22 protein-coding genes and 1 tRNA gene are annotated in these 25474 nt (G+C 52.2%); all 23 read left to right on the top strand.

The features are described from left to right. The first annotated feature begins 2 nt into the window (after positions 1 to 2). Positions 3 to 977: a chemotaxis protein gene (locus tag ACS18Q_RS06410; protein WP_172562165.1), complete on the top strand. Its 975-nt coding sequence runs from the start codon at positions 3 to 5 to the stop codon at positions 975 to 977. A 394-nt stretch (positions 978 to 1371) separates the two neighbouring features. Then, positions 1372 to 1463 (top strand) — tRNA-Sec (locus ACS18Q_RS06415). 67 nt (positions 1464 to 1530) lie between these two features. Continuing rightward, on the top strand, positions 1531 to 2934 hold the full coding sequence (gene selA / locus ACS18Q_RS06420; RefSeq protein WP_055466726.1) for an L-seryl-tRNA(Sec) selenium transferase: 1404 nt from the start codon (positions 1531 to 1533) through the stop codon (positions 2932 to 2934). After that, positions 2931 to 4742 carry a selenocysteine-specific translation elongation factor gene (gene selB, locus ACS18Q_RS06425; protein WP_441257550.1) on the top strand — a complete coding sequence of 604 codons (1812 nt, stop codon included), beginning with the start codon at positions 2931 to 2933 and terminating at the stop codon, positions 4740 to 4742. Before selA ends, selB begins: the two co-directional genes overlap by 4 nt. 278 nt (positions 4743 to 5020) lie before the next feature. Continuing rightward, positions 5021 to 5626 (top strand): 4Fe-4S dicluster domain-containing protein, encoded by a 606-nt coding sequence (locus ACS18Q_RS06430; RefSeq protein WP_441257551.1) that lies wholly within the window; start codon positions 5021 to 5023, stop codon positions 5624 to 5626. 2 nt (positions 5627 to 5628) lie between these two features. Continuing rightward, on the top strand, positions 5629 to 7560 hold the full coding sequence (locus ACS18Q_RS06435; RefSeq protein WP_055466723.1) for a proton-conducting transporter transmembrane domain-containing protein: 1932 nt from the start codon (positions 5629 to 5631) through the stop codon (positions 7558 to 7560). After that, positions 7561 to 8514 (top strand): respiratory chain complex I subunit 1 family protein, encoded by a 954-nt coding sequence (locus tag ACS18Q_RS06440; protein ID WP_004726129.1) that lies wholly within the window; start codon positions 7561 to 7563, stop codon positions 8512 to 8514. 3 nt (positions 8515 to 8517) lie between these two features. Then, positions 8518 to 10263 (top strand): NADH-quinone oxidoreductase subunit C, encoded by a 1746-nt coding sequence (locus ACS18Q_RS06445; RefSeq protein ID WP_195723463.1) that lies wholly within the window; start codon positions 8518 to 8520, stop codon positions 10261 to 10263. Positions 10264 to 10270: 7 nt separating this feature from the next. Further along, the gene (locus ACS18Q_RS06450; RefSeq protein ID WP_158107311.1) at positions 10271 to 10849 is read left to right on the top strand and encodes a formate hydrogenlyase complex iron-sulfur subunit; all 579 of its coding nucleotides are present in this window, start codon (positions 10271 to 10273) and stop codon (positions 10847 to 10849) included. 41 nt (positions 10850 to 10890) lie between these two features. Next, positions 10891 to 11664 (top strand): NADH-quinone oxidoreductase subunit B family protein, encoded by a 774-nt coding sequence (locus ACS18Q_RS06455; protein ID WP_392440971.1) that lies wholly within the window; start codon positions 10891 to 10893, stop codon positions 11662 to 11664. Beyond that, positions 11651 to 12085 (top strand): formate hydrogenlyase maturation HycH family protein, encoded by a 435-nt coding sequence (locus tag ACS18Q_RS06460; protein WP_441257552.1) that lies wholly within the window; start codon positions 11651 to 11653, stop codon positions 12083 to 12085. Before ACS18Q_RS06455 ends, ACS18Q_RS06460 begins: the two co-directional genes overlap by 14 nt. Next, positions 12082 to 12537, top strand: a complete 456-nt coding sequence (hycI, locus tag ACS18Q_RS06465) for a hydrogenase maturation peptidase HycI (RefSeq protein WP_004726124.1) — start codon at positions 12082 to 12084, stop codon at positions 12535 to 12537. The genes ACS18Q_RS06460 and hycI overlap by 4 nt, the downstream gene beginning before the upstream one ends. A 239-nt stretch (positions 12538 to 12776) precedes the next feature. Then, positions 12777 to 13322: a 4Fe-4S dicluster domain-containing protein gene (locus ACS18Q_RS06470; protein WP_004726123.1), complete on the top strand. Its 546-nt coding sequence runs from the start codon at positions 12777 to 12779 to the stop codon at positions 13320 to 13322. Positions 13323 to 13349: 27 nt separating this feature from the next. Further along, complete coding sequence (gene fdhF / locus ACS18Q_RS06475; protein WP_081454197.1) at positions 13350 to 15494, top strand: formate dehydrogenase subunit alpha; 2145 nt, start codon at positions 13350 to 13352, stop codon at positions 15492 to 15494. Between the two features lie 75 nt (positions 15495 to 15569). Further along, the gene (locus tag ACS18Q_RS06480; protein WP_441257553.1) at positions 15570 to 17627 is read left to right on the top strand and encodes a sigma 54-interacting transcriptional regulator; all 2058 of its coding nucleotides are present in this window, start codon (positions 15570 to 15572) and stop codon (positions 17625 to 17627) included. A 54-nt stretch (positions 17628 to 17681) separates the two neighbouring features. Then, on the top strand, positions 17682 to 18527 hold the full coding sequence (fdhD, locus tag ACS18Q_RS06485; protein ID WP_004726121.1) for a formate dehydrogenase accessory sulfurtransferase FdhD: 846 nt from the start codon (positions 17682 to 17684) through the stop codon (positions 18525 to 18527). Positions 18528 to 18640: 113 nt separating this feature from the next. Beyond that, entirely contained in the window at positions 18641 to 19222 is a 582-nt protein-coding gene (locus ACS18Q_RS06490) for a HupE/UreJ family protein (RefSeq protein WP_081454196.1), read from the top strand. A 12-nt stretch (positions 19223 to 19234) separates the two neighbouring features. Continuing rightward, positions 19235 to 21535, top strand: coding sequence for a carbamoyltransferase HypF (gene hypF / locus ACS18Q_RS06495; RefSeq protein ID WP_441257554.1), 2301 nt, complete (start codon positions 19235 to 19237; stop codon positions 21533 to 21535). A 69-nt stretch (positions 21536 to 21604) separates the two neighbouring features. Further along, a complete protein-coding gene (locus ACS18Q_RS06500) occupies positions 21605 to 21862 on the top strand; it encodes a HypC/HybG/HupF family hydrogenase formation chaperone (RefSeq protein WP_004726118.1) in 258 nt (85 codons plus the stop codon). Further along, positions 21859 to 23010, top strand: a complete 1152-nt coding sequence (gene hypD / locus ACS18Q_RS06505) for a hydrogenase formation protein HypD (RefSeq protein WP_441257555.1) — start codon at positions 21859 to 21861, stop codon at positions 23008 to 23010. Before ACS18Q_RS06500 ends, hypD begins: the two co-directional genes overlap by 4 nt. Before the next feature lies 1 nt (position 23011). Beyond that, positions 23012 to 24004, top strand: a complete 993-nt coding sequence (gene hypE, locus ACS18Q_RS06510) for a hydrogenase expression/formation protein HypE (RefSeq protein ID WP_004726116.1) — start codon at positions 23012 to 23014, stop codon at positions 24002 to 24004. A gap of 8 nt (positions 24005 to 24012) precedes the next feature. Then, positions 24013 to 24354 carry a hydrogenase maturation nickel metallochaperone HypA gene (hypA, locus tag ACS18Q_RS06515; RefSeq protein WP_004726115.1) on the top strand — a complete coding sequence of 114 codons (342 nt, stop codon included), beginning with the start codon at positions 24013 to 24015 and terminating at the stop codon, positions 24352 to 24354. A 1-nt stretch (position 24355) separates the two neighbouring features. Then, on the top strand, positions 24356 to 25471 hold the full coding sequence (gene hypB / locus ACS18Q_RS06520; RefSeq protein WP_441257556.1) for a hydrogenase nickel incorporation protein HypB: 1116 nt from the start codon (positions 24356 to 24358) through the stop codon (positions 25469 to 25471). The last annotated feature ends 3 nt before the right edge of the window (positions 25472 to 25474 follow it).

The raw sequence follows: 25474 nt of genomic DNA on the forward strand, positions 1-25474 counted from the left end.
ATATGAGCAATCCAAGCAGTACTATCTTATTAGAAAGCGGCACGAACGAGTTAGAGATAATCGAGTTCCATTTGGAGAAGCTGCTGCCTAGCGGTGAAACCAAAACGTGTTATTACGGCATCAACGTGGCGAAAGTCCGCGAGGTGATTCGCGTGCCGGACACCACGGATTACCCGAATGCACAGCCACACATGATTGGTGTGTTTTCATCACGTGAAATTCTGACGCCGCTGGTTGATTTGGCGGGCTGGTTGGGCGTACCGACGCGCAAAGAAATCGACAATAAGTTTGTGATCGTGACCGATTTCAACCGCATGACAAATGGCTTTTTGATCGACAGCATCAGCCGCATTCACCGCATTTCGTGGAATGATGTGGAATCGCCCAGTCAGTTTCTGGAATCGGGCGAACAAGATTGCGTGGTCGCGGTGGTACGCAAAGAAGGCAAGCTGATCATGATCCTCGATTTCGAAAAGATCATTGCCGACATCAACCCAGAATTGAGCATGGAAAAATACGATGTAAAAGTCGACCGTTCCGTGGATCTCAACCACAAAATGATTGGCAAGCGCAACGCGAAAACCGTCATGGTGGTTGATGATTCAGCGTTCATTCGCAGCCTGATTCAAGACACACTCAGCACGTCTGGTTACAACGTGATTGCGTGTAAAGATGGTGGTGAAGCGTACGAGAAAATGATGGACATTCAGCGCATTGCCAAAGAAGAGAACCTGCCGGTGAGCGAACTGATTGATGCCATCGTGACTGACGTAGAAATGCCACGAATGGATGGCATGCACTTGGTCAAACGTCTGCGTGATTGTGAAGCGTACGCCAAAACACCAATCGTGATGTTCTCGTCGTTGATGAGTGAAGATAACCGCCACAAAGCGATGTCGCTGGGTGCCAATGACACCATCACTAAGCCGGAAATCGGCAAATTGGTCAGTATGATGGACAACTACATTTTTAGCTGAGTCGCGCGATGTGACTGAGCAGGATGTTGAATGAAGCAAGCGGAGCCTACGAGCTCCGCTTTTTGATGCGTGCTTTCTGAGACGTACTTTTTGAGACGAGCTTTCAACGGTGCCTTTTGATATGTGGCTTTCTGCGCTGTGCTTTTGATACATAGAACAAGCGTCCCACCCCCTGAACACAGGCGACGATAACGCCGCATTGACCATGATCGACCCTTCTATGGAAGGGGGGCGATTCATCACTGAGGTTTTTAGATTGTTTTCCGAATGTTCAGTTTGTTGCATTTGATGTAAAAATAATTGAAGAATTCAAAATAATTTGAGTTCATTCGATGGAACAGTGATTTATATCAAGAAACTGATGTAAGAATTTACTTACCGTTGAACACGTTGTGGAATGAGATGGGGTCTGGTGGCCCTCTTGGTCTTCAAAACCAAAGTGAGCCGCACAGGCTTTGGTAGGTTCGATTCCTGCCTCTTCCGCCAATTCTGTCACTATATCAATCGCCTCCGTAGTGACCTTGTTGTATTGACCAGATAACAAGGAATCATTTTGAACTCAAAATCCCCTCAGCTTTCAGAGGCGAGTACCGCTCGCATCAATTACCGTCTTCCTCAGGTCGAACAGTTACTGCAACTCACTCTACTTGCCCCTTTTATCAGTCAACTGAGCCGTCCTGTGGTTACCGACCTGATTCGCGCCGAACTCGCGAGCATTCGTCAGTCGGAAACCTTTAAAACCGAAGGCACGCAACACATCGATGTCAATCAACGCATTGTACAGCGCTGTGAGCGCTTGATGCTGCAACGTCAACATCGCGTCATCAATGCGACTGGTATCGCGCTACACACCAATTTGGGACGCTCTCCGCTGCACCAAGAGGTGTGGGATGCGATCTCAGAGGTGAACACTGGCTACACCAATTTGGAAATTACGCTGGAAAACGGCAAACGGGGTGGCCGCAATGGGCTGCTACCGACCTTGGTGAGAAGCTGGCTGGGCGCAGAGAACGTCCTGTTGGTGAACAACAACGCCGCCTCGGTGTATCTGGTGTTGCTGGAACTTGCCAAAGGCAAAGAAGTAATTGTGTCTCGCGGCGAACAAATTCAAATCGGTGGCGGCTTTCGCATTCCCGATATTTTGGCATTGTCGGGCTGCAAACTGGTTGAAGTGGGCACCACCAACGTCACCACTGCGGACGATTATATCAACGCGATTACCGACGACACCGCGCTGGTGTTGATGGTGCATCAATCCAATTTCTTCATCGGCGGATTTACTGAATCCCCCGATATTCGCGACGTGAAGCGTCGTTTGCCAAGCCATGTCAATCTGGTGATTGATCAGGGCTCAGGCATGTCGACCGAAAGCTTTGCGCCAGACGAAACACAACTGGCGACCTATTTAGACATGGGCGCGGATTTGGTCTGTTTCTCGGGCGACAAAATTTTGGGTGGCCCTCAAGCGGGTTTGATCGCTGGTCGTGATGACCTCATTCAACGTTTGGGTCGCAACCCCATGATGCGTGCTTTTCGTTGCGGACGCATCATTCTGTCACTGATGGAAGAGCTGCTGGTTCGCAAACTCAACCAAGACACGGCCGGGCAGGGCATTGCTGAACGGACATTGGCGCACCTGCCACAGGCACGTCAATGGTGTGAATCGCTGGCGCAGCGTTGGCCTCATTGGGTGGCGTTTGTGGCACTGTCAACCCAAGTGGGTGGTGGCACTATGCCCGCGCAAACGTATCCCGGCTGCGGCTTAGTGCTGAACACGCCGCTGAAACCTCAAGCGCTGCTGGATCACTTGCGTCTTGGCACGCCAGCCATCTTTGGTTATCTGCACAACAATCAAGTGGTGTTGAATCTCACCACGGTGCTGGCGGCGGATCAGGCCGCTTTTGTCGAACGCTTGGATGCTTTTTTTCAACAGCTCGACAGCGGTGAACACGCATGAGCGGCATCGATACCTCACCTCAGACGGTCATTGGCCTCGCAGGTCACGTTGACCATGGTAAAACCACGCTAGTGAAAGCGCTGACAGGCATGATGACCGCTCGTCCGCATGAACAAGCGCTGGGCATGACGCAAGATTTAGGCTTTGCCCATTTCGAAGACGAACAGGGTCGCACCATCGGCATCATTGATGTACCGGGGCATGAGCGTTACGTGCGTAACATGGTGGCCGGCGTGTGGCACATCAATATTCTGTTGTTAGTCATTTCCGCCACCGAAGGGTGCATGCCCATGACCTTTGCCCACATGCGCTTGGCGCGTGCGATGGGCGTCAAAGACATCGTGGTGTGCATCAACAAAAGCGACCTCGTCAGCGAGCAAGTGCTGGCCGACGTTGAAGAATCGGCCTTGGAAAGCATCATGGACGTCACCGGCATTGTGCCCGAAGTGGTGTGCGTCAGCGCGCTTACGGGACACAATATTGAGACGTTGCGTCAAACCTTGCTGGACATGGTTGCGCGAGTTGAACCGAGCGATGTGATGCCGGGCGATGCGACCACGCCATTGTTGTACGTAGATCGCGTGTTTGTGGCCAATGGTGTGGGCACCATTGTGACCGGAACGCTGGCCCAAGGCACCGTGAGTGTCGGCGATAAACTGTTCAGCCCGAACGGTGGCACAACGGGCGCGGTTCGTTCCATTCAGTGTTATCACCAACAAGTGCATGATGTGACCGCCACCTGCCGCGTGGCGCTCAACATCAAAGGGTTAAGTCGAAAACAGGTACAACGTGGCGATTTGCTGTGCGCGCCGTCGGCACCGGTGACGATGACGGACAGTTGCATTGTGCGCCTTGATGATCGCTACAGCGATGCAAGTTTAACCCGTTCGACGGAAGTGGAAGTGGCCGTGGGTACTTGGCACGGTTTGGCGCAGTGTATTCCATTGCCCAATACTCGCTTGGCACGCTTGCTGTTTCGTCAACCACGTCCGATGTTTTTTGGTCAGCGATTGGCGATCATTCAAAGCAGCGGTCATGGATTGTTAGCCCAAGCGGATGTGGTGTGGACATCGTTCATCGCCAAAGCGCGGAAGCGTGCCATCTATCAAGCGTTGTCTGATTTGCCACAAGGACTGACGGCGAATGCGCAGTTGGACATGCTGCTGCAACTGCAAGGCTACTATTCGGTGGCGTTACTGTGTGGCGAACCGGCGACGCAAGGCGTGGTTGAAGGCCAATATGTCTTTGATCCGCAATGGTTGGCTGAGGCGCAAGCGCGCATCATTCAACAGTTGTCTGAAGGCCGCGCGATGGGGTCGGGTGAACTGTCGAGTTCGCTGCAAATGGAGTCAGACATCGTGCAAGTGCTGACACAACAACTCAAACAGCAAGATCGTATTTTTTATAGCTACGCGAAATGGCAGCTGGGCAGCGGACAAAGTGAAGATGAATTGCCTGAGGTGGCGCAGACCATTTTGCGCCTCGCGCGTGAAGCGGGCGCAGCGGGTTTAGAGCTTAATAAAGTGTCTCTTGGCCAAGATAAAAAATGGCTTCGTCAGCTCGCGCATCAGAAATACATCACCGCGATTGATGAGCAAATTTACTTCGATATGGGGGTGTATCAGGCACTGGTTCATCAAGCGATTGGCGCGAACCAACCTCATGATCGGGTCACTTTGCAAGAGATAAAACAGCGGGTGGATTTGAGCCGAAAATACCTCATTCCGTTTGTCAATCGAATGGAAAAAGATGGCTGGTTACGCCGCGATGAAGAGGTTCGAATCATCCTCAAATCGGCCAACGAATAGGCCAAATTTCACCGCAAAATCACAGCATCATGGACAGTAAAACGGCAGAGGGAACTCCCTCTGCCGTTTTGTTTTTTAAGCGGGAAAATGTGAGTGTCGTCACAAGTGTCGACGGGGTGTGTCGAGGGGAATGTCGACACACAATGACGTGTCTAAATATGGAACAATTTGGGAGTGGGTTTTAATTTAACTTATTGTTTTGTAATGATTTAAATTAAAGTTTACGTTCTGGCACGGTTTATGCTCTTAAAGGGCACTATTAACAACCAGGGTATACTATGAAAAGCTTTGTGGTTGCCGACCCAACAAAATGCATTGGCTGTCAAACCTGCATGGCAGCATGTTCCGATGTGCATAAGAAACAAGGGTTGCAAAGTCATCCTCGCTTAACCGTAGTCAAGCATAACGACGCGACCGCGCCGATTATGTGTCGACATTGTGAAGACGCACCTTGTGCGACGGTTTGTCCGGTTCACGCGATCAAAAAAGAAGAGGATCGCATTCTCTTACAAGAAACATTGTGCATAGGTTGTACCTTATGTGCTGTGGCGTGTCCTTTTGGTGCGATCGCGCTGGATGGCAGCCGTCCTGTTGCGATGTCTCATAGCTACGACACCTTTATCCCTTCAACGCCGCGTTCTAGTAATCCTTGTACGTCGAATCCGAAAAGTTTTGGCCACGACCTGTTGGCGTGGGAACCGGGCGTGAAAAGCATTGCCGTGAAATGCGACCTGTGCGGATTCCGCGACCAAGGTCCGGCCTGTATGGAAGTGTGTCCAACGGGTGCGATTGTGCTGGTGGACGAAGCGAGTGCTTTGCAAGCGCGTGATGCAAAACGTGAAGTGGCGTCGAGCGTCTCCGCTGTTGTCAATATGGAGTCGTAATCATGAATCCTCTTGTGCTTACCGCGTTATCCCTGTGTGGTTATCTCGCTGCGGCGTTTGTGGCCATGTTCTCTCGTCATCATGAATGGGAAAACCTGCGTTTATCCAGCGTGATCAGTATGTTTGCGGGCATTTTGAGCCTGATCTCTGCTGTGGCTGTGATCGTTCATCCGATTGGATATACGCTGCAATTTAGCTTGTTTTACGATGTGTTTGTGCTGGATAAATTATCCGCGTTGTTGCTGTTGGTGATTGCGATTGTTGCGATTGCCGCTGCGGGATACGCGATGAATTATCTTGATGAGTACCTGGGCAAGGGCGCCCGTTCCATTACGGTTTTATTTAACCTGTTCGCCGGTGCGATGACTGCGTTAGTGGCAGCCAATCAGGCGATCGCGTTCTTAATCATCGTGGAAATCATCTCACTCAGCTCGTTTGCTTTGGTGATTCAAGGAAACACCGCTGCACACCGTAAAGCAGGTTTACATTACTTGGTGATGGACCATGTGGCGAACGTGTTTATCGTCGCGACCTTTGCGATTTTGGCCTACCACGCCAACAGCCTGATGTTTAGTGATTGGATTGCGACCCCGCCGCAAGGTGAATTGGCGTCGCTGACCTTTGTATTGGCGCTGATTGGTTTTGGCATTAAGTCTGCCGGTATTTTCTTCCACGAATGGCTGCCGAAAGCGTACCCATTGGCGCCGTCACATTGTGCGACCTTGATGTCGTGTGTGATGGTGAAACTGGGCGTATACGGTTTGCTGAAAGTCGCCATTGTGTTTCTTGGTGCGACCCAATGGTGGTGGGGTTTGGTGGTGCTGATTTTCGGTGCGCTGTCGTCCGTGCTGGGCGTCATGTTTGCGCTGGCAGAACACAACATCAAGCAACTGCTGGCTTACCACTCAGTGGAAAACATCGGGATCATCTTGATGGGTGTGGGCGTGAGCATGATGGGTATCGCGACCGATCACATGGTGATTGCGGTACTGGGTTTGCTGGGCGCGTTGTATCACTTGCTCAACCACGCTGTGTTTAAAGGGTTGTTGTGTTTGGGTTCCGGCTCGCTGGTTTACCGCCTACACACCAAAGACATGGAAAAAATGGGCGGTTTGGCGAAACGTATGCCAAAAACTGCGCTGACTTTCTTGATTGGTAGCATGGCGATTTCTGCGCTGCCACCGCTGAACGGCTTTGTGAGTGAATGGTTTATTTACCAATCGCTGTTTTCTATCAGCCAAACCGGCAGTGTTGCGCACCTCGTCTTTGGCCCATTTGGCGCGGTGATGCTGGCTTTGACCGGCGCGCTGGCGTGCATGTGTTTTGTCAAAGTGTACGGCATCTGTTTTGGTGGCGCGGCGAAATCTGATGCCGCGGAAAACGCCACTGAAGTGGGCAACGCGATGGTGAATGCGACGATCGGTTTGTCTGTGCTGTGTGTAGTGCTGGGCATTGCATCGCCATGGATTGCACCGTACATCGCCGATATTGCCAGCGCAACGTTGCAAACTGGCGCGGTCACTGTGGCACAAGGCATGTCGTTGTTCCCTGCCAGCAACATGCAGGCGCTGCTATCGACGCCACTCATTTTGTGCGCGCTGGCGCTGCTGCTGTTGGTACCCATGGCGATTCTGGCCTTCCACAAACGTCAACGTTTAGCGAACCGTCACCAAGGCGACCCTTGGGCGTGCGGCTATCAATATGAGCAAAAAATGACAGTGTCTGCCGGTGGGATCACCCAGCCGATGCGTCACATGTTCCGCTATATCTATCAATCTCGACCTCACCGCACGTGGACAGAGCGCTTCTTACTGTCTCAACCGGCTGCGGGGCAAGAAATCTCGCGTTGGGCTTACCGCAGAACCATGGCGTTCTGGATTGGCCTTGTGGTGCTTTGCACGATCTTTTTCCCGTTGATTTCTGGAGTTATGTAAATGTATTCACTAGAAATGCCCAGCTTAAACTGGGTGATCTTTGCGGTATTCCAAGCGTTGCTGATGTTATGTCTGGCACCGCTGGCGACCGGTTTTTCTCGTGTCATTCGAGCCAGAATTCACTCTCGCCGTGGTCCTGGCATTCTGCAGGATTACCGCGATATCGGTAAGTTGTTGCGCCGCCAATCGGTGGCACCAGCCAATGCCAGCTTTGTGTTTTGGATGATGCCTTGGGTGCTGCTGACCAGCTTGCTGCTGATCAGCATGTCGCTGCCAACTTTCACCAACATGTCGCCATTTCCGGTGTCGGGCGATTTGATCACCGACATTTACCTGTTAGCGATTGGCCGTTTCTTCTTCTCCTTGTCGGGCATTGACTCCAACAGCATGTTTGCCGGCATGGGCAGTAGCCGCGAGCTGACGCTGGGTATCTTGATTGAACCTATCTTTATCCTCGCGATTTTCATCATGGCGCTGGGCGCGGGGTCGACCGACCTTGGCGTGATCAGCCACACCGTGCAAAGCGGCGAGTGGGTGCGTCCGGTGACTTACTTGTTTGCAGGCATTGCGTGTGCTTTTGCCGTGTTCGTTGAAATGGGCAAACTGCCGTTTGACAGCGCCGAAGCAGAACAAGAGCTGCAAGAAGGCCCAGCAACAGAGTATTCCGGTGCGGGTCTGGCGATGGTGAAACTCGGCTTGGGCTTGAAACAACTGGTTGTGGCACAGCTCTTTTTGGCCATTTTCATTCCTTGGGGCCGCGCAGCGAATTTGAGCGGCGCAGAGTTGGGCAGCGCCGCATTGTGCCTGTTGGTGAAACTGTTCGTCGTGTTCTTGTTGGCTGGCATCGTTGAAAACTGCATGGCGCGTATTCGCTTTCTCAACATGCATCGCACGGTGTTCCCCATGATTGGCGGCACTGTGCTCGCGTTGGTCTTTTTTATTTTTGGTTGGTAACAGATGATGACAATGAATACACAAAACGATGCCTTAGCAAAAACAGGCAAACACTATCTGGCGGGGTTGGTTCAAAAATTCCCGAGTGCCATCCTTGAAGAAGAGTGGCAGACCAACACTCAAGTCACCATCACCGTGAAAATGACCTCGCTGGTCGAAGTGATGCAATGGCTTTACTACGATCAAGGCGGCTGGCTGACTGTGTCGTTTGGTAACGACGAACGCAGCATCAACGGTCACTTCGCGGTGTACCACGCCTTGTCGATGGAAGGCGTTGAAAAATGCTGGATCACCGTCAAAGTGCTGGTGGATGCCAACAGCCAAGAGTTCATCTCTATCACGCCAACCATTCCCGCAGCGGTTTGGGGCGAGCGCGAAATTCGCGACATGTTTGGTCTGCGCCCTGTGGGCCTGCCTGACGAACGCCGTTTGGTCCTACCGGATGACTGGCCAGAAAATCTGCACCCATTGCGTAAAGATGCGATGGATTATCGCCAACGTCCACAACCGACCACGGACACAGAAACGTACCCGTTCATCAACGAACGTGGTGACGATTCCAACCGCATCGTGCCTGTCGGTCCTATGCACATCACCTCCGATGAACCGGGCCACTTCCGTCTGTTCGTGGATGGTGAAGACATCGTGGATGCCGATTACCGCATGTTCTATGTACACCGCGGCATGGAAAAATTGGCAGAAACACGCATGGGCTATCACGAAGTGGGCTTTTTGGCCGACCGCGTGTGCGGCATTTGTGGTTTCACCCACAGCGTGGGTTACGCCAACACCGTTGAGAACTCACTCAATGTCCAAGTGCCACTGCGTGCGAAAATGATTCGTACCATTTTGCTTGAAGTGGAACGTCTGCACAGTCACCTGCTGAACATTGGTTTGTCGAGCCACTTTGTGGGCTTTGACTCCGGCTTCATGCAATTTTTCCGCGTGCGTGAAAAAACCATGGAACTGGCTGAGCTACTGACCGGTGCTCGTAAAACTTACGGCATGAACCTGATTGGAGGTGTGCGTCGCGACTTCTTGAAAGCGCAACGTGAGAAAGGCATCGCGATGGTGCGTGAAGTGCGTCACTCCTTCCAAGAGTTGGTGGAAGTGCTGCTTTCTACACCCAACATCGACAGCCGTTTGGTCGGCGTGGGTGTGTTGGCAAAAGATATCGCGCGCGACTTCAGCCCCGTTGGCCCGCTGATCCGCGGTAGCGGTTTTGAGCGTGATGTGCGTGTGGTGCATGGTCAATCGCTGGAAGCATATGCGAATGTGCCGATTGAACTGCAACACATGGGCAACGGCGATGTGCAATCTCGCGTCATCGTACGTATTCGCGAAGTGTTGGATTCTCTTAACATCATTGAATACGGTTTGGATAACCTGCCAGCAGGCGCCATTCTGACCGAAGATTTCGAATACACACCGCACAAATTTGCCCTGGGCTTTACCGAAGCGCCACGGGGTGAAAACGTGCACTGGAGTATGACGGGCGACAACCAAAAACTGTTCCGCTGGCGTTGCCGCGCGGCCACTTACGCCAACTGGCCAACCCTGCGTTACATGCTGCGTGGCAATACCGTGGCTGATGCGCCGCTCATCATCGGTAGTTTGGACCCTTGTTACTCTTGTACTGACCGCGTGACCATCGTGGACACCAAGAAAAAACGTAGCCAAACCGTGTCCTACAAAGCCATCGAACAATACAGCGTGAGCCGTAAAAACTCACCGCTGAAAGGACTGTGAGGCTGTCATGATTAAACTACTCAAAACCATTCTCAAAACTGGTGACGTGACGGCGAAATACCCGTTTGCGCCGTTTGAGGTTGCCGAGGATTTTCGCGGTAAACCGGAGTTGAATGCGAGCCAATGCATTTCGTGCGGTGCGTGTACACGCGCTTGTCCGGCCAATGCCTTGATCATGGAAACGGATGAACAGAACGGCACGCGTCGTTGGGAACTCTCACTGGCGCGCTGCATTTACTGCGGCCGCTGCGAAGAGGTGTGCCCAACCCACGCGATTGAACTCTCCAAATCGTTTGAATTGGCCGTGACCAAAAAAGAAGACTTGTACGAAAGTGCAGAATTCGAATTGGCCAACTGCACCTGCTGCCAGCGTCCGTTTGTGGCGAAAAAACTGCTCAACTACGTGGTGGATTCACTAGAGCAAGCGGGCTTGAGCGGTGAAGCGCTCGCCACACGTCGCCGTCAGCTGGAAACCTGTCCGGCATGTCGCCGCGCAGACAACATGCTCGATGGCACCAACTTGGCGACCCACCGTTTTATGACCAGCCCTAATGATTTAATCCTGATGACGTCGGAGGAGATGTGAAAGGTATCAAGCAACTGTCTGGTGAACAACACACCACCGCCGTGCCGGTCGAAGTCTCTCCACAACATGAGAAACTGAAACAGGCGCTGATCAAGCAAATCAAACGCTCTGCTTACGTTTACCGCGTCGACTGCGGCGGTTGCAACGCGTGCGAAATCGAAATCTTCGCCGCCACAACGCCGGTTTACGATACAGAACGATTTGGGATCAAAGTGGTCGCATCACCACGTCATGCCGACATTCTGCTGTTCACGGGTGCGGTCACCCGTGCCATGCGTGCGCCAGCGCTGCGTGCGTATGAAGCGGCGCCGGATCCAAAAATCGTGGTCTCTTACGGCGCGTGCGGTTGCGACGGCGGTATTTTCCACGACTTGTATTGTGTGTGGGGCGGCACCGATAAAATCGTTCCGGTGGATGTTTACATTCCGGGCTGCCCTCCAACACCCGCTGCGACGTTGTACGGCTTTGCAGTCGCACTCGGCCTGCTTGAACAAAAAATGCATGCCAAACAACATGATGTTGAATCCACACCGGCCACATTGCGCCATACCGGTATTCCGATGGACATCCGCGTGATGGTGGAACGTGAAACCCGTCTGCTGGCGGGTTACCGCCAAGGTAAACGCATCGCCAACGAACTGCTGGTTGTACTGGCGAACAGTACAAGCGATACCGTGGACAGCAACGTCAGCCGCTACTTGAGTGAACGCGACGACCCACGCCTGAGCGACATCGTGAACAGCGTGATGCGTTCGGTGATGCGTCAAATCACCGGTGGCGATCAACCGAAAGGGGCTTGCCATGGCTGTCAGTGAATCACGCCATTTGGAAGGGCAGGTCTACTTCTACCGCTTGAGCCGTAAATTTGTCGACAACAAATACGATGTGCCCGAAGAAGCGAAGCAGATCATGTATTACAGCCTGACCATCGGCCACCACCTCGGCATTGTCGATTGTCTGAAGTCTGAAATGCAGTGTTCAGGTCACGAGTACCTGGCTTGGATTTCTGGCCTTAATGAACACAGCGAAGCCTATCGCAAGCTGAAAGGTTTTCTGATGTTTGGTGAGATCACGGTGTTCCCAGAGCACATTCACATGCTGGCGCTGGCGCTGGATCGCATCGATAGCACCACGCAATCAGAAAAAAGCCAACAGTTGACGAAAGGCATGATCGCCATTTTGAACGCGATCTACAACGAGCCGACCATGTACTTGATGATTCGGGGTGGGGCATGAGCCAAGATTTACTGTTAACTGTTGGCAACAACATGATGGGCGATGATGGCGCAGGCCCGCTGCTGGCGCAACTGTGTCGTGATCATCCGGTCGGATGGAGCGTGATCGAAGGCGGCACCATGCCGGAAGATAGCTTGCATCTGATCCGCAAAATTCAGCCGCGACGCGTGTTGGTTGTGGATGCCGCTGACTTTGGCGAAAAGGCGGGGGAAGTGCGCATTATCGAGTCCGATACCATCGCAGACATGTTCATGGTGTCCACGCACAGCTTACCGCTCAATTTCCTGATTGATGAGCTAAAAACGTTCGTTCCGGAAGTCACATTTGTCGGCATTCAGCCAGCGATTGTGGCGTTCTCGTTCCCGATGACCGAGATGGTTACCGAGGCTGTGACCGAGCTGCATCGCCGCCTTCCTGAATGGGAAGGCCACGGCGGTTACGAGAGCTGTTAACCCGAGATTTTGCTGAGTGTCGACACTTGTGCCGAAAATCATCGACACTTGTGTCGATGCCATTGCGCGCTCAGCTTCACTCCGGGAATGATTCGATATTTTCTCACGAGTTTTGGATTTTTAATGATTCAAAATCAATGAGTTAAAATTATTTTTGTTGATATTTCAATATTGGCACACCTTGTGCTTATAAGGAGCCGAGTGGTTGACTCGGTTCTATCGACACAGAAGGATATCCCATGAATCGATTTGTCTTTGCTGACGCTAATAAATGTATTGGCTGTCGCACGTGTGAAGTGGCTTGCGCGATTTCACATCAAGATGAAGGTATCGGGACACTGCAAGATCGTGAGAGTTTTCTACCTCGATTAGAGGTCATTAAAAATGCTCACGTCACCACGCCGGTGATGTGTCGTCAATGCGACGATGCACCGTGTGCTCAAGTGTGTCCTAACAACGCGATTGTCCACGAGGACGGTTACATTAAAGTGATTCAATCACGGTGTATTGGCTGTAAAACCTGCGCCATTGCTTGCCCTTACGGCGCAATGAATGTCGTGACAACCATGATTGAAGACACGTCACGTAGTGCTTTGTTCGCACGAAAAGTGCCTAAATCACAAGCGATTAAGTGTGATTTATGTTCTCACCGTACCAACGGCCCTGCGTGTATGGAAGTTTGCCCAACAGGTGCGATTTCTCTGATTGAACCAGAGGAAATTCATCAAACCAGTCAGAGCAAACGTGAAGCGGCTGCCAGCCGTATCGCGATTGTCACTGTCTGATTTCTTGAAATAGTGAAGAAGGTAACTATGAAAAAATCCATTGTAGTTTGTCCGTACTGCGGTACGGGGTGCAAACTAAAGCTACTTGTTGAGAACAACAAAGTAGTGGGTGCAGAACCGGCCGACGGTCGGACCAACGAAGGTCAACTGTGCCTGAAAGGTTATTATGGTTGGGATTTCCTAAACGATACTAACTTGCTGACTCCTCGTCTTAAAAAACCAATGATCCGTCGTACAAAAGACGCGAAATTGGAAGCCGTCTCTTGGGATGAAGCGTTAGATTTCGCCGCTGAAAAGCTGATGGAAATCAAAAGCAAATATGGCCCAGACGCCATTATGACAACCGGTTCGGCTCGTGGCCCAGGTAACGAAGCGAACTTTGTGATGCAAAAACTGGCACGTGCGGTCATTGGGACCAACAACGTCGATCACTGCGCTAGGGTGTGACACGCGCCATCAGTCTCCGGTCTGGAGTCAACAGTAGGTAATGGTGCAATGAGCAACGCCATTCCCGAAATTCAAGAAACAAAATGTTTGCTCATTTTCGGTTACAACGCAGCGGATTCTCACCCAGTTGTAGCAAGACATATTATCAAAGCACGTGCGAATGGTGCCAAAGTCATCGTGTGTGATCCGCGTAAGATTGAATCTGCGCGTATTGCGGATCAGTGGTTGCCACTGAACAACGGTTCGAACATGGCGCTGGTGAACGCACTGGCTTATACCATCATCGAAGAAAACCTGTACGACAAAGCCTTTGTTGAGCAGTACACCGAAGGGTTTGACGCGTTCTACGACATCGTGAAGAACTACGCACCAGAAACCGTGGAAACGATTACTGGTCTTGACGCAGCATCGATTCGTTTAGCAGCTCGTACTTATGCAGCAGCGCCAGAAGCCATGATCCTTTGGGGCATGGGCGTGACCCAATATGGTCAAGCGGTTGACGTGGTTCGCGGCTTGGCAGGTCTGGCTACCTTAACCGGTAACTGGGGTCGTCGTGGTGTGGGTTGTGGTCCGGTTCGTGGTCAGAACAACGTACAAGGTACGTGTGACTTAGGGATGTTGCCTCACCAATATCCGGGTTACCAAGACGTGACTGATGATGCCATCCGCGCGAAATTTGAAAAAGCGTGGGGCGTGTCATTGTCACCTAAACCGGGTTACCGCCTGACTGAAGTTGGTCACAAAGTGGCAGACGGCGAATGTAAAGCCTTCTACATCTTTGGGGAAGACCCAGCGCAGACAGAAGCGGACTTGAACGCGATGCGTAATACGCTGCGCAAGATGGAACTGGTGATTGCACAAGACATCTTCATGACCAAAACGGTTGAAATGGCCGACGTGGTCTTCCCAGCGACCAGTTGGGGCGAACATGAAGGCGTGTACTCCAGTGCTGACCGTGGTTTCCAACGTTTCTACAAAGCCGTCACTCCGCCAGAAGGCGTGAAACCGGACTGGGAAATCTTCAGCCTGTTGGCAACACGCATGGGTTACCCAATGCACTACAACAACACCCAAGAAATTTGGGATGAGTTGCGTTCATTGGCACCGCTTTACGCGGGTGCAACCTACGAGAAAATGGCGGATCTGAAATCAGTACAATGGCCTTGTCCAACTGAAGATCACCCAGGGACCTCGTTCTTGTTTGAAGGCAACAAGTTCTCGACACCATCAGGCAAAGCGAAGTTCATTGCAGCCGACTGGCGTGCGCCACTGGAACAACCGGATGAAGAGTACCCATTGGTGCTATCAACCGTGCGTGAAGTGGGCCACTACTCGTGCCGTTCAATGACCGGTAACTGTTCAGCCTTGTCTGCTTTGGCAGATGAACCTGGATACGTTCAGATGAACCCAGCCGATGCAGAGAAACTTGGCATTAAAGATCAACAACTTGTTTGGATTTCATCGCGCCGCGGTAAAGTCATTTCTCGTGCAAGTTGTAGCGAACGAACCAACAAAGGTGTGGTGTACATGACCTACCAATGGTGGATCGGTGCCTGTAACGAGCTGACGATTGAACACGTGGATCCAATCTCAAGCACGCCGGAATTTAAATATTGCGCCGTGAAAGTTGAGAAAATTGACGATCAACCGTGGGCTGAAAATTATGTACAAACTGAATATAGCAACATGAAAGCGCGATTAAAGTCGCAAGTTGAGTTTGCTTAATTCGGTAATCAATAGCTCTTCGTATGCGTTTATAATGATGACAAATACGAAGGGCTATAATTTATTGTTATTATTATGAATAAAACAGCGAAAGAATTAACCGCATTTTCCAAAGCGATGCTGCTAATTCATGGGATGTCTGATCTGCTCACATTTCTTCACAGCGAAGAGTGTGAATTTTTACACGTCGAGAGAATCAATATCATTCTAAATGATGAGCGATTGGGTGAAGCGATCGTTTATTTTCTTGATGCAAATCAGCAAATCCAAAGCGATGTGATATTTCATCATAATATTGATAATTATCATCAACGTTACGAAGAACAGGTGTATCAACTTGACGGCGTCGATTTTTACTACTCACATCCGAAGCTGGCACAGCATCCGGCTTACCAGAACGTACGTAGTTACTACAAGATTCCGCTGGATACCTTGGACAAACACCTCGGTGCGATTGAGCTGATTAACCCCAAATTTGACCAATTGGATGGGGGAGAAAATCAATTTAATTTATTTAACAGTATGTTGGTGTCGTTTATTACGCATGTGTTAGATCATCAACATGCAAATACGTTAACACGACATATTAGTGATGAAAGAGACAATTACCATATTCTGGTGGATGTCACCAATGCCGTTATTAGTCAGAGCAGTAAAGAAAATCTATTAACATCATTACTCAACTGTTTACATCCTTATTTTAAAATCAAAGAGTTGTCGATTATTGATATGGACAACGGTCGCTGTATTCAGCGGGATGGACGAATTGTTGGGAATGATATTCAAACGCAGTGTTTTTTCTTTAATGATATTTCTGGAAGCGTCCTGGATATTTATTATCCCGAGACCATGATTGTTACGGGCAATGATCTCGATCAATTGCGCGCGGAACATAGCGATTTCAATATTGAGAATGATATTGAATGTTTAATTTTAGTCCCGTTGATTTTCCGTCGGGAATTGGTGGGCAAAATTGCTTATATGCTGCGCGATGCAGCGCAGTTGCAAGAGATCGATGTTGCGCTGCTGCAACAGATCGCGGCGCGCGTGGCGCTCAGCATGCACAGTTTGCGTGAAAGCCAGCACAGTGCGCAGTCGCTGCCCAAAAGCACCGACATCCTCATTGATGAAACGTACGAGCATTACCAAATCTTTGACGACATCATCAGCCAAAGTGAAGTGATGAGCCAGGTGTTGGATCAGGTTGCGATGGTCGCGAGCTGTGACAGTACCGTGTTGATCGAAGGGGAAACCGGCACCGGTAAAGAGCTGATTGCCCAAGCGATTCACAAAATGAGCCGCCGTTGTAATCGCCAAATGATCAAAATGAACTGTGCGGCGATCCCAGATGGTTTGTTTGAAAGTGAGCTGTTTGGTCATGAACGCGGCGCGTTTACGGGTGCAATCAAAAATCGCGTGGGCCGTTTTGAATTGGCCGACCAAAGCACGCTGTTTTTGGATGAAATTGGCGATTTATCGCTGGAATTGCAACCCAAGCTGCTGCGGGTGCTGCAAGAACATGAGATCGAACGCGTGGGCCACAACCAGTTGATTCACGTGGATGTGCGTTTGGTGGTGGCCACCAACGTCGATTTGCTCGCGCGAGTGGAAGAGAAGCAGTTTCGTAGCGATCTGTATTACCGCATGAATATCTTCCCGATTCGATTGCCGCCGCTGCGCGAACGGGCTGAAGACATTCCGCTGCTGGTGAAACACTTTGCGCGTCTAATTTCGAAAAAGATGGGCAAAAACATTCGTGCCATCAGCCAAGAATCCATGCGCTGCATGACGGAATATCCTTGGCCGGGCAACGTGCGTCAGTTGAAAAACTTCATCGAGCGCGCGGTGATTTTAACGCGTGGCGAAGTGCTGAATGTGCCTGTGCATGAACTGGTTGGCATGGGACAACCCGTGTCGAGCCCGGCACCTGCGCTGGCTGCCAACGCGAGCTGTGCCAACACCAGCGAGGACACGATCTCTCGCGAGGCGATCATTCAGGCGTTGAAAGAGAGCAATGGCATTGTGGCTGGGCCAAGAGGCGCGGCCGTGAAATTGGGATTGAAACGGACAACGCTGTTGTCACGCATGCAAAAAATGGAGATTAGCAGTAAGGATTATCTTGTCGAACGCTAAGCCGCTTGGATTGCGGATGGTTCGGTCGACAGACAATAAACAAAGGTATCAACGGTGTACGAAGAACAACAGACGGTCTGTCATCCCGAAGTGACAACACGCAGCATCATCAAATGTCAGCGCACTCGCGGACAGTGGAGCCAAGATGACATTTTGATCGAAGAGACGCCGATTGCCTTGGAATATAACGGCATCGCTTACACCGTCATGATGGGCACGCCACGAGATTTGGAAGCTTTCGCGCTGGGGTTCTCGCTCAGCGAAGGCATCATCGACCATCCCCGCGATGTGCACGACATTGACGTAACCCACAACGCGCAAGGCTGCACGGTATCGATTGAATTAGCCAATCGCTGCGTTGCCCGATTGAAAGCGCGTCGCCGCTCAATGGCCGGTGTGACCGGATGCGGGATCTGCGGCACGGAACAACTCAGTCAGGTGGCGCGTTGCCTGATGCCACTGCCCACCACCGCGCAGTTTTGCTTTGACTTTCTCGATCATTCGCTCGCGTCGCTGGAGCAGCACCAACGTTTGAATCAACTCACAGGTACCACGCACGCCGCCGCTTATTTGGACGAGCAGGGCGAGGTGCAAGCGCTGTTTGAAGATGTCGGCCGCCACATTGCGCTGGATAAACTGCTTGGCTGGGCGAGCCGCCAGCAAGTAAAAGGCGGGGCAGTGTTGGTCACCAGCCGTGCCAGCTTTGAAATGGTGCAAAAAGTGGCCGCGTGCGGCTTTGAAATTTTGCTCGCGCTCTCCGGCCCCACCTCGATGGCGGTCGAATTGGCGGAGCGTCTTAATGTGACGTTATGCGGCTATTGCCGTGAAGGTCGCCTCAATATTTACGCGCACCCTGAGCGCGTGCGTTATCAGGATACTGTTCAACGGGATGTTAGTTAATCGCGTTGATTAGTCGTAAGGCTCATGGCTGCTGGGTTTCCAGCATATCGGGAGTCATGAGTCTTCTTTTTTTAGTTTTTATTTTCTCGTTCATTTTTTAAGAGCTTTTCGTTATGAGTAAAAAAAATACAGCAATCGTTAGTCTATGCCTTCTTTTCTCACCGATGGTGTTTGCTCACCCGGGCCACATTGGTAGTCATGGATTGGAAAGCGGTTTTATGCACCCGCTGACGGGTTTGGATCACATGAGCGTGATGATTGGCGTGGGCCTGCTCGCATCACTGTTTGGTGGTAAAAATCGCTGGACGATGCCACTGAGCTTTATCGCTTTCATGGTGATTGGTGGTGTGATGGGGATTTCTAGCCTTGTGGTGCCAGGGGTTGAAACCTTCATCGCGCTCAGCGTCGTGATGATGGGTGTGATGCTGCTTCGCGGTGCGAACATGCCACAAAAAATGGCGACCACATTGATCATGGCGTTTGCGGTATTCCACGGTATGGCGCATGGCGCAGAAATGCCAATCAACGGTCAAGCGATCAGCTACTTCTCTGGCTTTATCGTTGCGACAGCGGGTCTGCACATTGCTGGTATCGCTCTGGGCGAAATGGTAATGCGTTTTGCAGCCAGCAAACGTCTGACCAAACTGGCAGGTGCGGCAATCGCGCTGCTGGGTGGCTCATTCCTGTTTTCATAACGGACCGAAGCGATGATGCGTTGTCTGATTGAAATTAAAGGACAGGTACAAGGGGTCGGTTTTCGGCCCTTTGTGTACCGTCTGGCCATTGAACACCAGTTGAAAGGCTGGGTGATCAATGATGCCCGGGGCGTACGGATTGACGTCCAAGGTGAGCAGCGCCAATTTGACGCGTTTTATCGTGAACTCCTCATTCAAACGCCACCCTTGGCCCGAGTGGACAACGTGGCGTTGCGTCCGCTGGATCCGACCGATTTTGCGGCGTTTCAGATTTTATCCAGCAGCGATGACGCGGAGATCAGTGTCAGTGTGCCGCCCGATCAGGCCATCTGCATGGATTGCCGCCGCGAGCTGTTTGATCCGAATTCGCGCTTTTATCATTACCCGTTCATCAACTGCACCAATTGTGGCCCACGTTTCACCATCATCAAAGCTTTGCCATATGACCGCCATCAAACCTCGATGGCTGATTTCAAGCTGTGCCCAGCATGTGCGCGTGCGTATCAAAATCCGATGGATCGTCGCTACCATGCTCAGCCGGTGAGCTGCGCGCATTGCGGCCCGTCGGTGACGCTGCTCAGCCCGCAACAAACTTGCATTACGAAAGCACATGCGGCGATTGAACGCGCAGCCGAGCAACTGATTGCGGGCGGTGTGATTGCGCTCAAAGGCCTCGGCGGATTTCACTTGGTGTGCGATGCCACATCGCTTCAAGCGGTGGCGCGTTTGCGTGAATTAAAACATCGCGCCAGAAAGCCGTTGGCCGTGATGGTGAGTGATGTCGCGCAAGCCAAATATTATGTGCAGGGGGAAGCGCTGGAGTGGCAAACGCTGAAATCGCAAGCCAGCCCCATTGTTTTGATGCACAAAGCCGAGCACTCCGATGCGGGTCGCGTACCTGTCGCGGACAACGTCGCGCCTGATGTCGATTGTTTGGGAGTGATGCTGGCTTATACGCCGCTGCACCTGTTATTGATTGACGTGCTGCAACAACGTGGCTGTTTTGCGCCCTTGGTGATGACCAGTGCCAATGTGTCAGGCTTGCCGTTGGCGACTGAGGCGCAGCAGGTATTTGCGATGTTTGGGTCATCCCTCGACTGCGTGCTCGATCACAATCGCCCAATCGTCCATGCCTGTGACGACAGCTTAGTGCAGCTTGCTGCGGGCAGTATGCGCGTGCTGCGGATGGCGCGCGGTTATGCGCCGCTCAGTTTTCCGCTGGCCAATCGCGCGCCAGCCACGCTCGCTGTGGGCGCGCAGCAAAAATCCACGGTTGCATTTGCGGTGCGCAATCAATGGTTTTTATCACCCTATTTGGGCGACTTGACCGATCTCGATACGCAGCAGCGGTTTGTCGATGCGACACACTATTTTCCTCATCTTTACCAAGCATCGACCGAGCGTTGGGTCGCAGATGCCCATCCGGGCTATTTCTCAACCCAGTGGGTGAACGAACAAACGTCGTCTGCGCTGCACGTGCAGCACCATTACGCGCATATTTTGTCGGTGATGGCTGAATCGCAGCTCAATGGCCCCGTTTTGGGCGTGAGTTTTGATGGCACCGGCGCGGGCGATGACGGCACGGTATGGGGTGGCGAGGTGATGATCTCCGATCGACTTGGTTATCAGCGCATTGCGCACCTTCGACCATTTCGCCTGATTGGCGGTGAGCAAGCGATTCGTGAGCCAGAGCGAGTGCTCTATGCCTTGTTGCTTGAACTCATGACGCCAGCAGAGATCCAGCAACTCCATCTGCCTGCATTTGCCGCGTGGTCGGCTTCGCGTTTCCAAAACCTGTTTCACCTGTGGCGGAACGCAGAACGTTCGCCGCTGTGTAGCTCCGTCGGCCGTTTATTTGATGCGTGGGCGTGCCTGTTGGGATTGGTGACAACACCGGATTACGAAGGCGAGAGCGGGCTGCAAATGGAAAACGCCGCGCGTCAAGCGGGCGAGCACCAAGTTGCGTTGTCGCTGCCTTGGCGCGACCAGCAACTCGACTGGGCGCCAGCGCTGCAACAATCGCTGGCGCGCGGCTTGGCGTCTGATGATGTCTCGGCAAAACGCTGGGCATGTGTGTGCAGCGATGCCTTTATCGGTGCGCTGGCCAAAGCGGTGATCGATATTGCGCAGCAACATGCCAACTTACCGTTGGTGCTGAGTGGCGGCGTGTTCCAAAACCGCTGCTTGCTCGATGCCATTGATGCGATGTATCCCGATTCAGCCTGTCCGTTTATCACGGGCAGCCACATTCCGGTCAATGACTCCGGCATTGCCGCGGGTCAGCTCTGGCATCAACTGGCGTATGACCTTTAGTCGAACTTAACGAATAACGCCATGGCGACGCATGCCGTCATGGCTTCATGATCAAGAAGTGAGAACACCATGTGTTTATGTATTCCTTCCCGCGTACTGTCTGTCGATGAAGACGCGATGACTGCCAAAGTGGACACCTTGGGCGTGTGCAAAGAGATCAGTACCCACCTCATCAGTGATTCCATTGCCGTCGGCGACCATCTGCTGGTTCACGTGGGTTTCGCCATCAGCAAAATTAATCAGCAGGAAGCGGAAACCAACCTCGCGACTTATGAAGCGTTGTTGGCTGAGATGGAACGTGAAGACGTCGCGGTGTTGCTCTCATGAGTGTCGCAGCCAACCTCTATCAAACCTATCGGCGTCCAGACGTGGTGAAAGCCTTGGCAGACAAAATTCGCCAGCGCGCCGCGCAACTGAGCGAGCCGTTATACATCATGGAAGTGTGCGGTGGACACACCCACACCATCATGAAATATGGCTTAAAACAGTTGCTGCCAGAGTCACTCAGTTTTGTGCACGGCCCGGGTTGCCCGGTGTGTGTGATGCCCAAAGAACGCATCGACCACGCGATTGCATTGGCGCAATTGCCGGATGTGATGCTGGTCTGTTTGGGGGACATGATTCGTGTGCCGGGGTCGCGATTGTCTCTGGCGCAATGCCGAGCCGAAGGCGGGCATGTGGTGCCGATTTACGATCCGATGGACGTGTTGAAGATCGCCAAAGAGAACCCCACCAAGCAGGTGGTCTATTTTGCGATTGGTTTTGAAACCACCACGCCGATGACCGCGGTGTTGGTCGATTTGGCCGAGCGCCAGCAGATCAACAATCTCTACTTTCACATCAACCATGTGTTGGTGCCGCCCGCGATGAATGCGGTGATGGCCGATGAACGCACCCCAGTGAACGCTTTCATTGGTCCGTCACACGTGAGTGCGGTGACCGGGTCACATATCTATCAACCGATTGTCGAACAACACCAGGTGCCGGTGGTGGTGGCGGGCTTTGAGCCGGTTGATGTTCTGGAGTCGGTTTTGATGCTGGTTGAGCAAGCGCTGTCGCATCAGGCGACACTGGATACGCAATATTCTCGCGTCGTGACGTCGGCGGGGAATACGGCGGCGCAAGCGTTTGTCGACAACGTGTTTGCAGTGCGTGACACCTTTGCGTGGCGCGGATTAGGCAACATTCCACACTCGGCATTGCAACTGCGCGATGCTTACGCGCATCGCGATGCGGAATTACGTTTTGCGGCGCATCTGCCACACGATCATCAAGACGATCATAAAGCGTGTCGCTGCGGCGATATTCTACGCGGTTTAGCCACGCCACCAGACTGCAAAGTGTTTGGCCGCGCGTGCAAGCCAACGCGCCCAATGGGCAGTTGCATGGTGAGTTCTGAAGGGGCTTGCAATGCGTATTATCGCTACGGCGCCATTGAATCGGTGTCGTTGACCGGGGGAAACGAAAATGAGTGAGATGACTCACGTACAAATCAGTCATGGCGGTGGCGGTCAGGAGATGGGCCAGTTTATTCGCCAGCTATTTTTCTCGCGCTTCGGCAATGAAATTCTGAGCCGCGACGAAGACGCGGCGAGCTTGTCGATCAGTGGCCCAATTGCGATGACCACCGACAGCTTCACCGTTTCACCGCTGTTTTTCCCAGGCGGCAACATCGGCTCGCTGGCGATTGCGGGCACCTGCAATGACTTGGCGATGGCTGCGGCGAAACCGACGTACTTGAGCTGCGGTTTCATGATTGAAGAGGGGCTGGCGCTGAGCGAGCTGACCGAGATTGTCGATACCATGGCCAAAGAGCTGAGCCGTATTGGCGCGCAGATTGTGTGTGGCGATACCAAAGTGGTGCCCAAAGGCAGTGTCGATAAAGTGTTTATCAACACCACTGGTATTGGCGCCATCCAGCGTGAGGGCGTGTCGGCGCATCACCTGCAAGCGGGTGATTGCATTTTGGTGTCGCGCGATATTGGTTGTCACGGCGCGTGTGTGCTGGCGCAGCGTGAGTCGATGGCGCTAGAAACGCAAATCGAGAGCGACTGTGATCTGTTATGGCCTGCGGTAGATGCGCTTTTGCACGCTGACATTGAGATTCACGCCATGCGTGATGCCACGCGCGGCGGTTTGTCTGCGGTGCTCAACGAATGGTGTCAAACCAGCCAAGTGCAGTTGGTGATTGATGAGCAAAGTGTGCCGGTGACCGATGCTGTGCGCGGGTTGTGTGAACTGTTTGGCTTCGAACCTTACGATTTGGCCAATGAAGGCACTTTTGTGCTGGCCGTGCCTGCCAAAGATAGCGACACCGCCCTAGCCGCGCTGCGTCAACATCACCCTAACGCGGCGTGTATTGGCACCGTGCAAGCCGGAACGCCAGCGCGTCCTATTTTATGCAACCCTTGGGGAAGTCGTCGTTACCTCGATTTTCCGGCGGGCGAGTTGCTGCCACGAATTTGTTGAGAAGCGCCATGCATGAACTTTCCATCAGCTTGAAAACCATCGATTTGGTTGTCGAGCAAGCTCAAAAGCACCACTACCGTAAGGTCACCAAAATTACCCTCAGCGTTGGGGTGTTGTCGTGCATTGAGCCAGAAGCGTTGCGAACTGGGTTAGAAATGGCCAGCCGCGAAACGATCGCCCAAGACGCCGAAGTGGTGATAGAAACTCTGCCAGCAATTGCTGTGTGCCAAGGGTGTCGTCACCAGTTTGCCATTGAGAATTATCAAGACAGTTGCCCGCAGTGCCACAGCTATCAATTGACTGTGCAGCAAGGCGAGGAACTTCAAGTCAAACACATCGAGGTTGAATAATATGTGTACTGTTTGTGGCTGCGGTGATAGCCAAATTGAGCACGATCATCAGCATGATCATCCCCATTCTCATGGACATTCACATGAGCACGCGCATTCTCATGACCATGACCATGCACACGACCACGGTGAGCATCACGCTCACGCTCACGCCAGCGAACAGCCGCTGGTGACTCATCACCATTACTACCACCAAGGCGATGTTCATCATCACGTTCATTATCATGGTTTTACGCCGGCATCAGCGCCGCAGCACATCCAGCCTGACCAAGCACATCATGAACATAGTCACCATGAACATAGTCATCATGAACATAGCCACTCTGAACATGCGCACCATGAACACAGTCATGCAGGCGATCACGACCACGCCGAACATCACGCGCAGACCCATGACAATGGCGATATGCATTTTGGTCGCGGCGAAGCGCAGGTGCATGTGGCGGGCGTGTCGCAACGTCAATTGCTGACACTGGAACAAGACATTCTGGGCAAAAACAACGAAGTGGCAGAGCACAACCGCGCGCATTTCATTGCCGCCGGTCAGTTGGTGCTTAACCTCGTTTCCAGCCCGGGTTCAGGCAAAACCACCTTGTTGGTTGAAACTTTAAATCGCCTGAAAGATCGCTTGCCATGTGCGGTGATTGAAGGGGACCAACAGACCAGCAACGATGCCGACCGCATTCGCGCGACACAAGTGCCAGCTCTGCAAGTCAACACTGGTAAAGGCTGCCATTTGGATGCCGACATGATTCACCACGCGTACCATCAATTGGCGTTTGATGAGGCTGGTGTGCTGTTTATCGAAAACGTGGGCAACTTGGTGTGTCCAGCCAGCTTTGATCTCGGCGAGCGTTGTAAAGTCGCGATTTTGTCGGTCACCGAAGGGGAAGACAAACCGCTGAAATATCCCAACATGTTTGCTGAATCTGAACTGATGATCATCAACAAAACGGATTTGCTGCCATACGTGAATTTCGACGTGGTGAACTGCATTCACAACGCTAAAAAAGTGAACCCAGCGATTCAAGTGATTCAGTTATCGGCGACCACTGGCGAAGGGTTCGATGCTTGGCTCAATTGGCTGACCGAGCAGCGCGCAGCAGTGACTTGTTAAGTC

It is taken from the genome of Vibrio sp. Vf1514, assembly GCF_052076135.1.
Lineage (GTDB): Bacteria > Pseudomonadota > Gammaproteobacteria > Enterobacterales > Vibrionaceae > Vibrio > Vibrio furnissii.

Excerpts from the sequence above, each read along its gene's own strand:
- ACS18Q_RS06410 (WP_172562165.1), top strand. The coding sequence starts at position 3 with ATGAGCAATCCAAGCAGTACTATCTTATTAGAAAGCGGCACGAACGAG.
- selB (WP_441257550.1), top strand. The coding sequence starts at position 2,931 with ATGAGCGGCATCGATACCTCACCTCAGACGGTCATTGGCCTCGCAGGT.
- ACS18Q_RS06430 (WP_441257551.1), top strand. The coding sequence starts at position 5,021 with ATGAAAAGCTTTGTGGTTGCCGACCCAACAAAATGCATTGGCTGTCAA.
- ACS18Q_RS06435 (WP_055466723.1), top strand. The coding sequence starts at position 5,629 with ATGAATCCTCTTGTGCTTACCGCGTTATCCCTGTGTGGTTATCTCGCT.
- ACS18Q_RS06440 (WP_004726129.1), top strand. The coding sequence starts at position 7,561 with ATGTATTCACTAGAAATGCCCAGCTTAAACTGGGTGATCTTTGCGGTA.
- ACS18Q_RS06445 (WP_195723463.1), top strand. The coding sequence starts at position 8,518 with ATGATGACAATGAATACACAAAACGATGCCTTAGCAAAAACAGGCAAA.
- ACS18Q_RS06450 (WP_158107311.1), top strand. The coding sequence starts at position 10,271 with ATGATTAAACTACTCAAAACCATTCTCAAAACTGGTGACGTGACGGCG.
- ACS18Q_RS06460 (WP_441257552.1), top strand. The coding sequence starts at position 11,651 with ATGGCTGTCAGTGAATCACGCCATTTGGAAGGGCAGGTCTACTTCTAC.
- hycI (WP_004726124.1), top strand. The coding sequence starts at position 12,082 with ATGAGCCAAGATTTACTGTTAACTGTTGGCAACAACATGATGGGCGAT.
- ACS18Q_RS06470 (WP_004726123.1), top strand. The coding sequence starts at position 12,777 with ATGAATCGATTTGTCTTTGCTGACGCTAATAAATGTATTGGCTGTCGC.
- ACS18Q_RS06480 (WP_441257553.1), top strand. The coding sequence starts at position 15,570 with ATGAATAAAACAGCGAAAGAATTAACCGCATTTTCCAAAGCGATGCTG.
- ACS18Q_RS06490 (WP_081454196.1), top strand. The coding sequence starts at position 18,641 with ATGAGTAAAAAAAATACAGCAATCGTTAGTCTATGCCTTCTTTTCTCA.
- hypF (WP_441257554.1), top strand. The coding sequence starts at position 19,235 with ATGATGCGTTGTCTGATTGAAATTAAAGGACAGGTACAAGGGGTCGGT.
- ACS18Q_RS06500 (WP_004726118.1), top strand. The coding sequence starts at position 21,605 with ATGTGTTTATGTATTCCTTCCCGCGTACTGTCTGTCGATGAAGACGCG.
- hypD (WP_441257555.1), top strand. The coding sequence starts at position 21,859 with ATGAGTGTCGCAGCCAACCTCTATCAAACCTATCGGCGTCCAGACGTG.
- hypE (WP_004726116.1), top strand. The coding sequence starts at position 23,012 with ATGACTCACGTACAAATCAGTCATGGCGGTGGCGGTCAGGAGATGGGC.
- hypA (WP_004726115.1), top strand. The coding sequence starts at position 24,013 with ATGCATGAACTTTCCATCAGCTTGAAAACCATCGATTTGGTTGTCGAG.
- hypB (WP_441257556.1), top strand. The coding sequence starts at position 24,356 with ATGTGTACTGTTTGTGGCTGCGGTGATAGCCAAATTGAGCACGATCAT.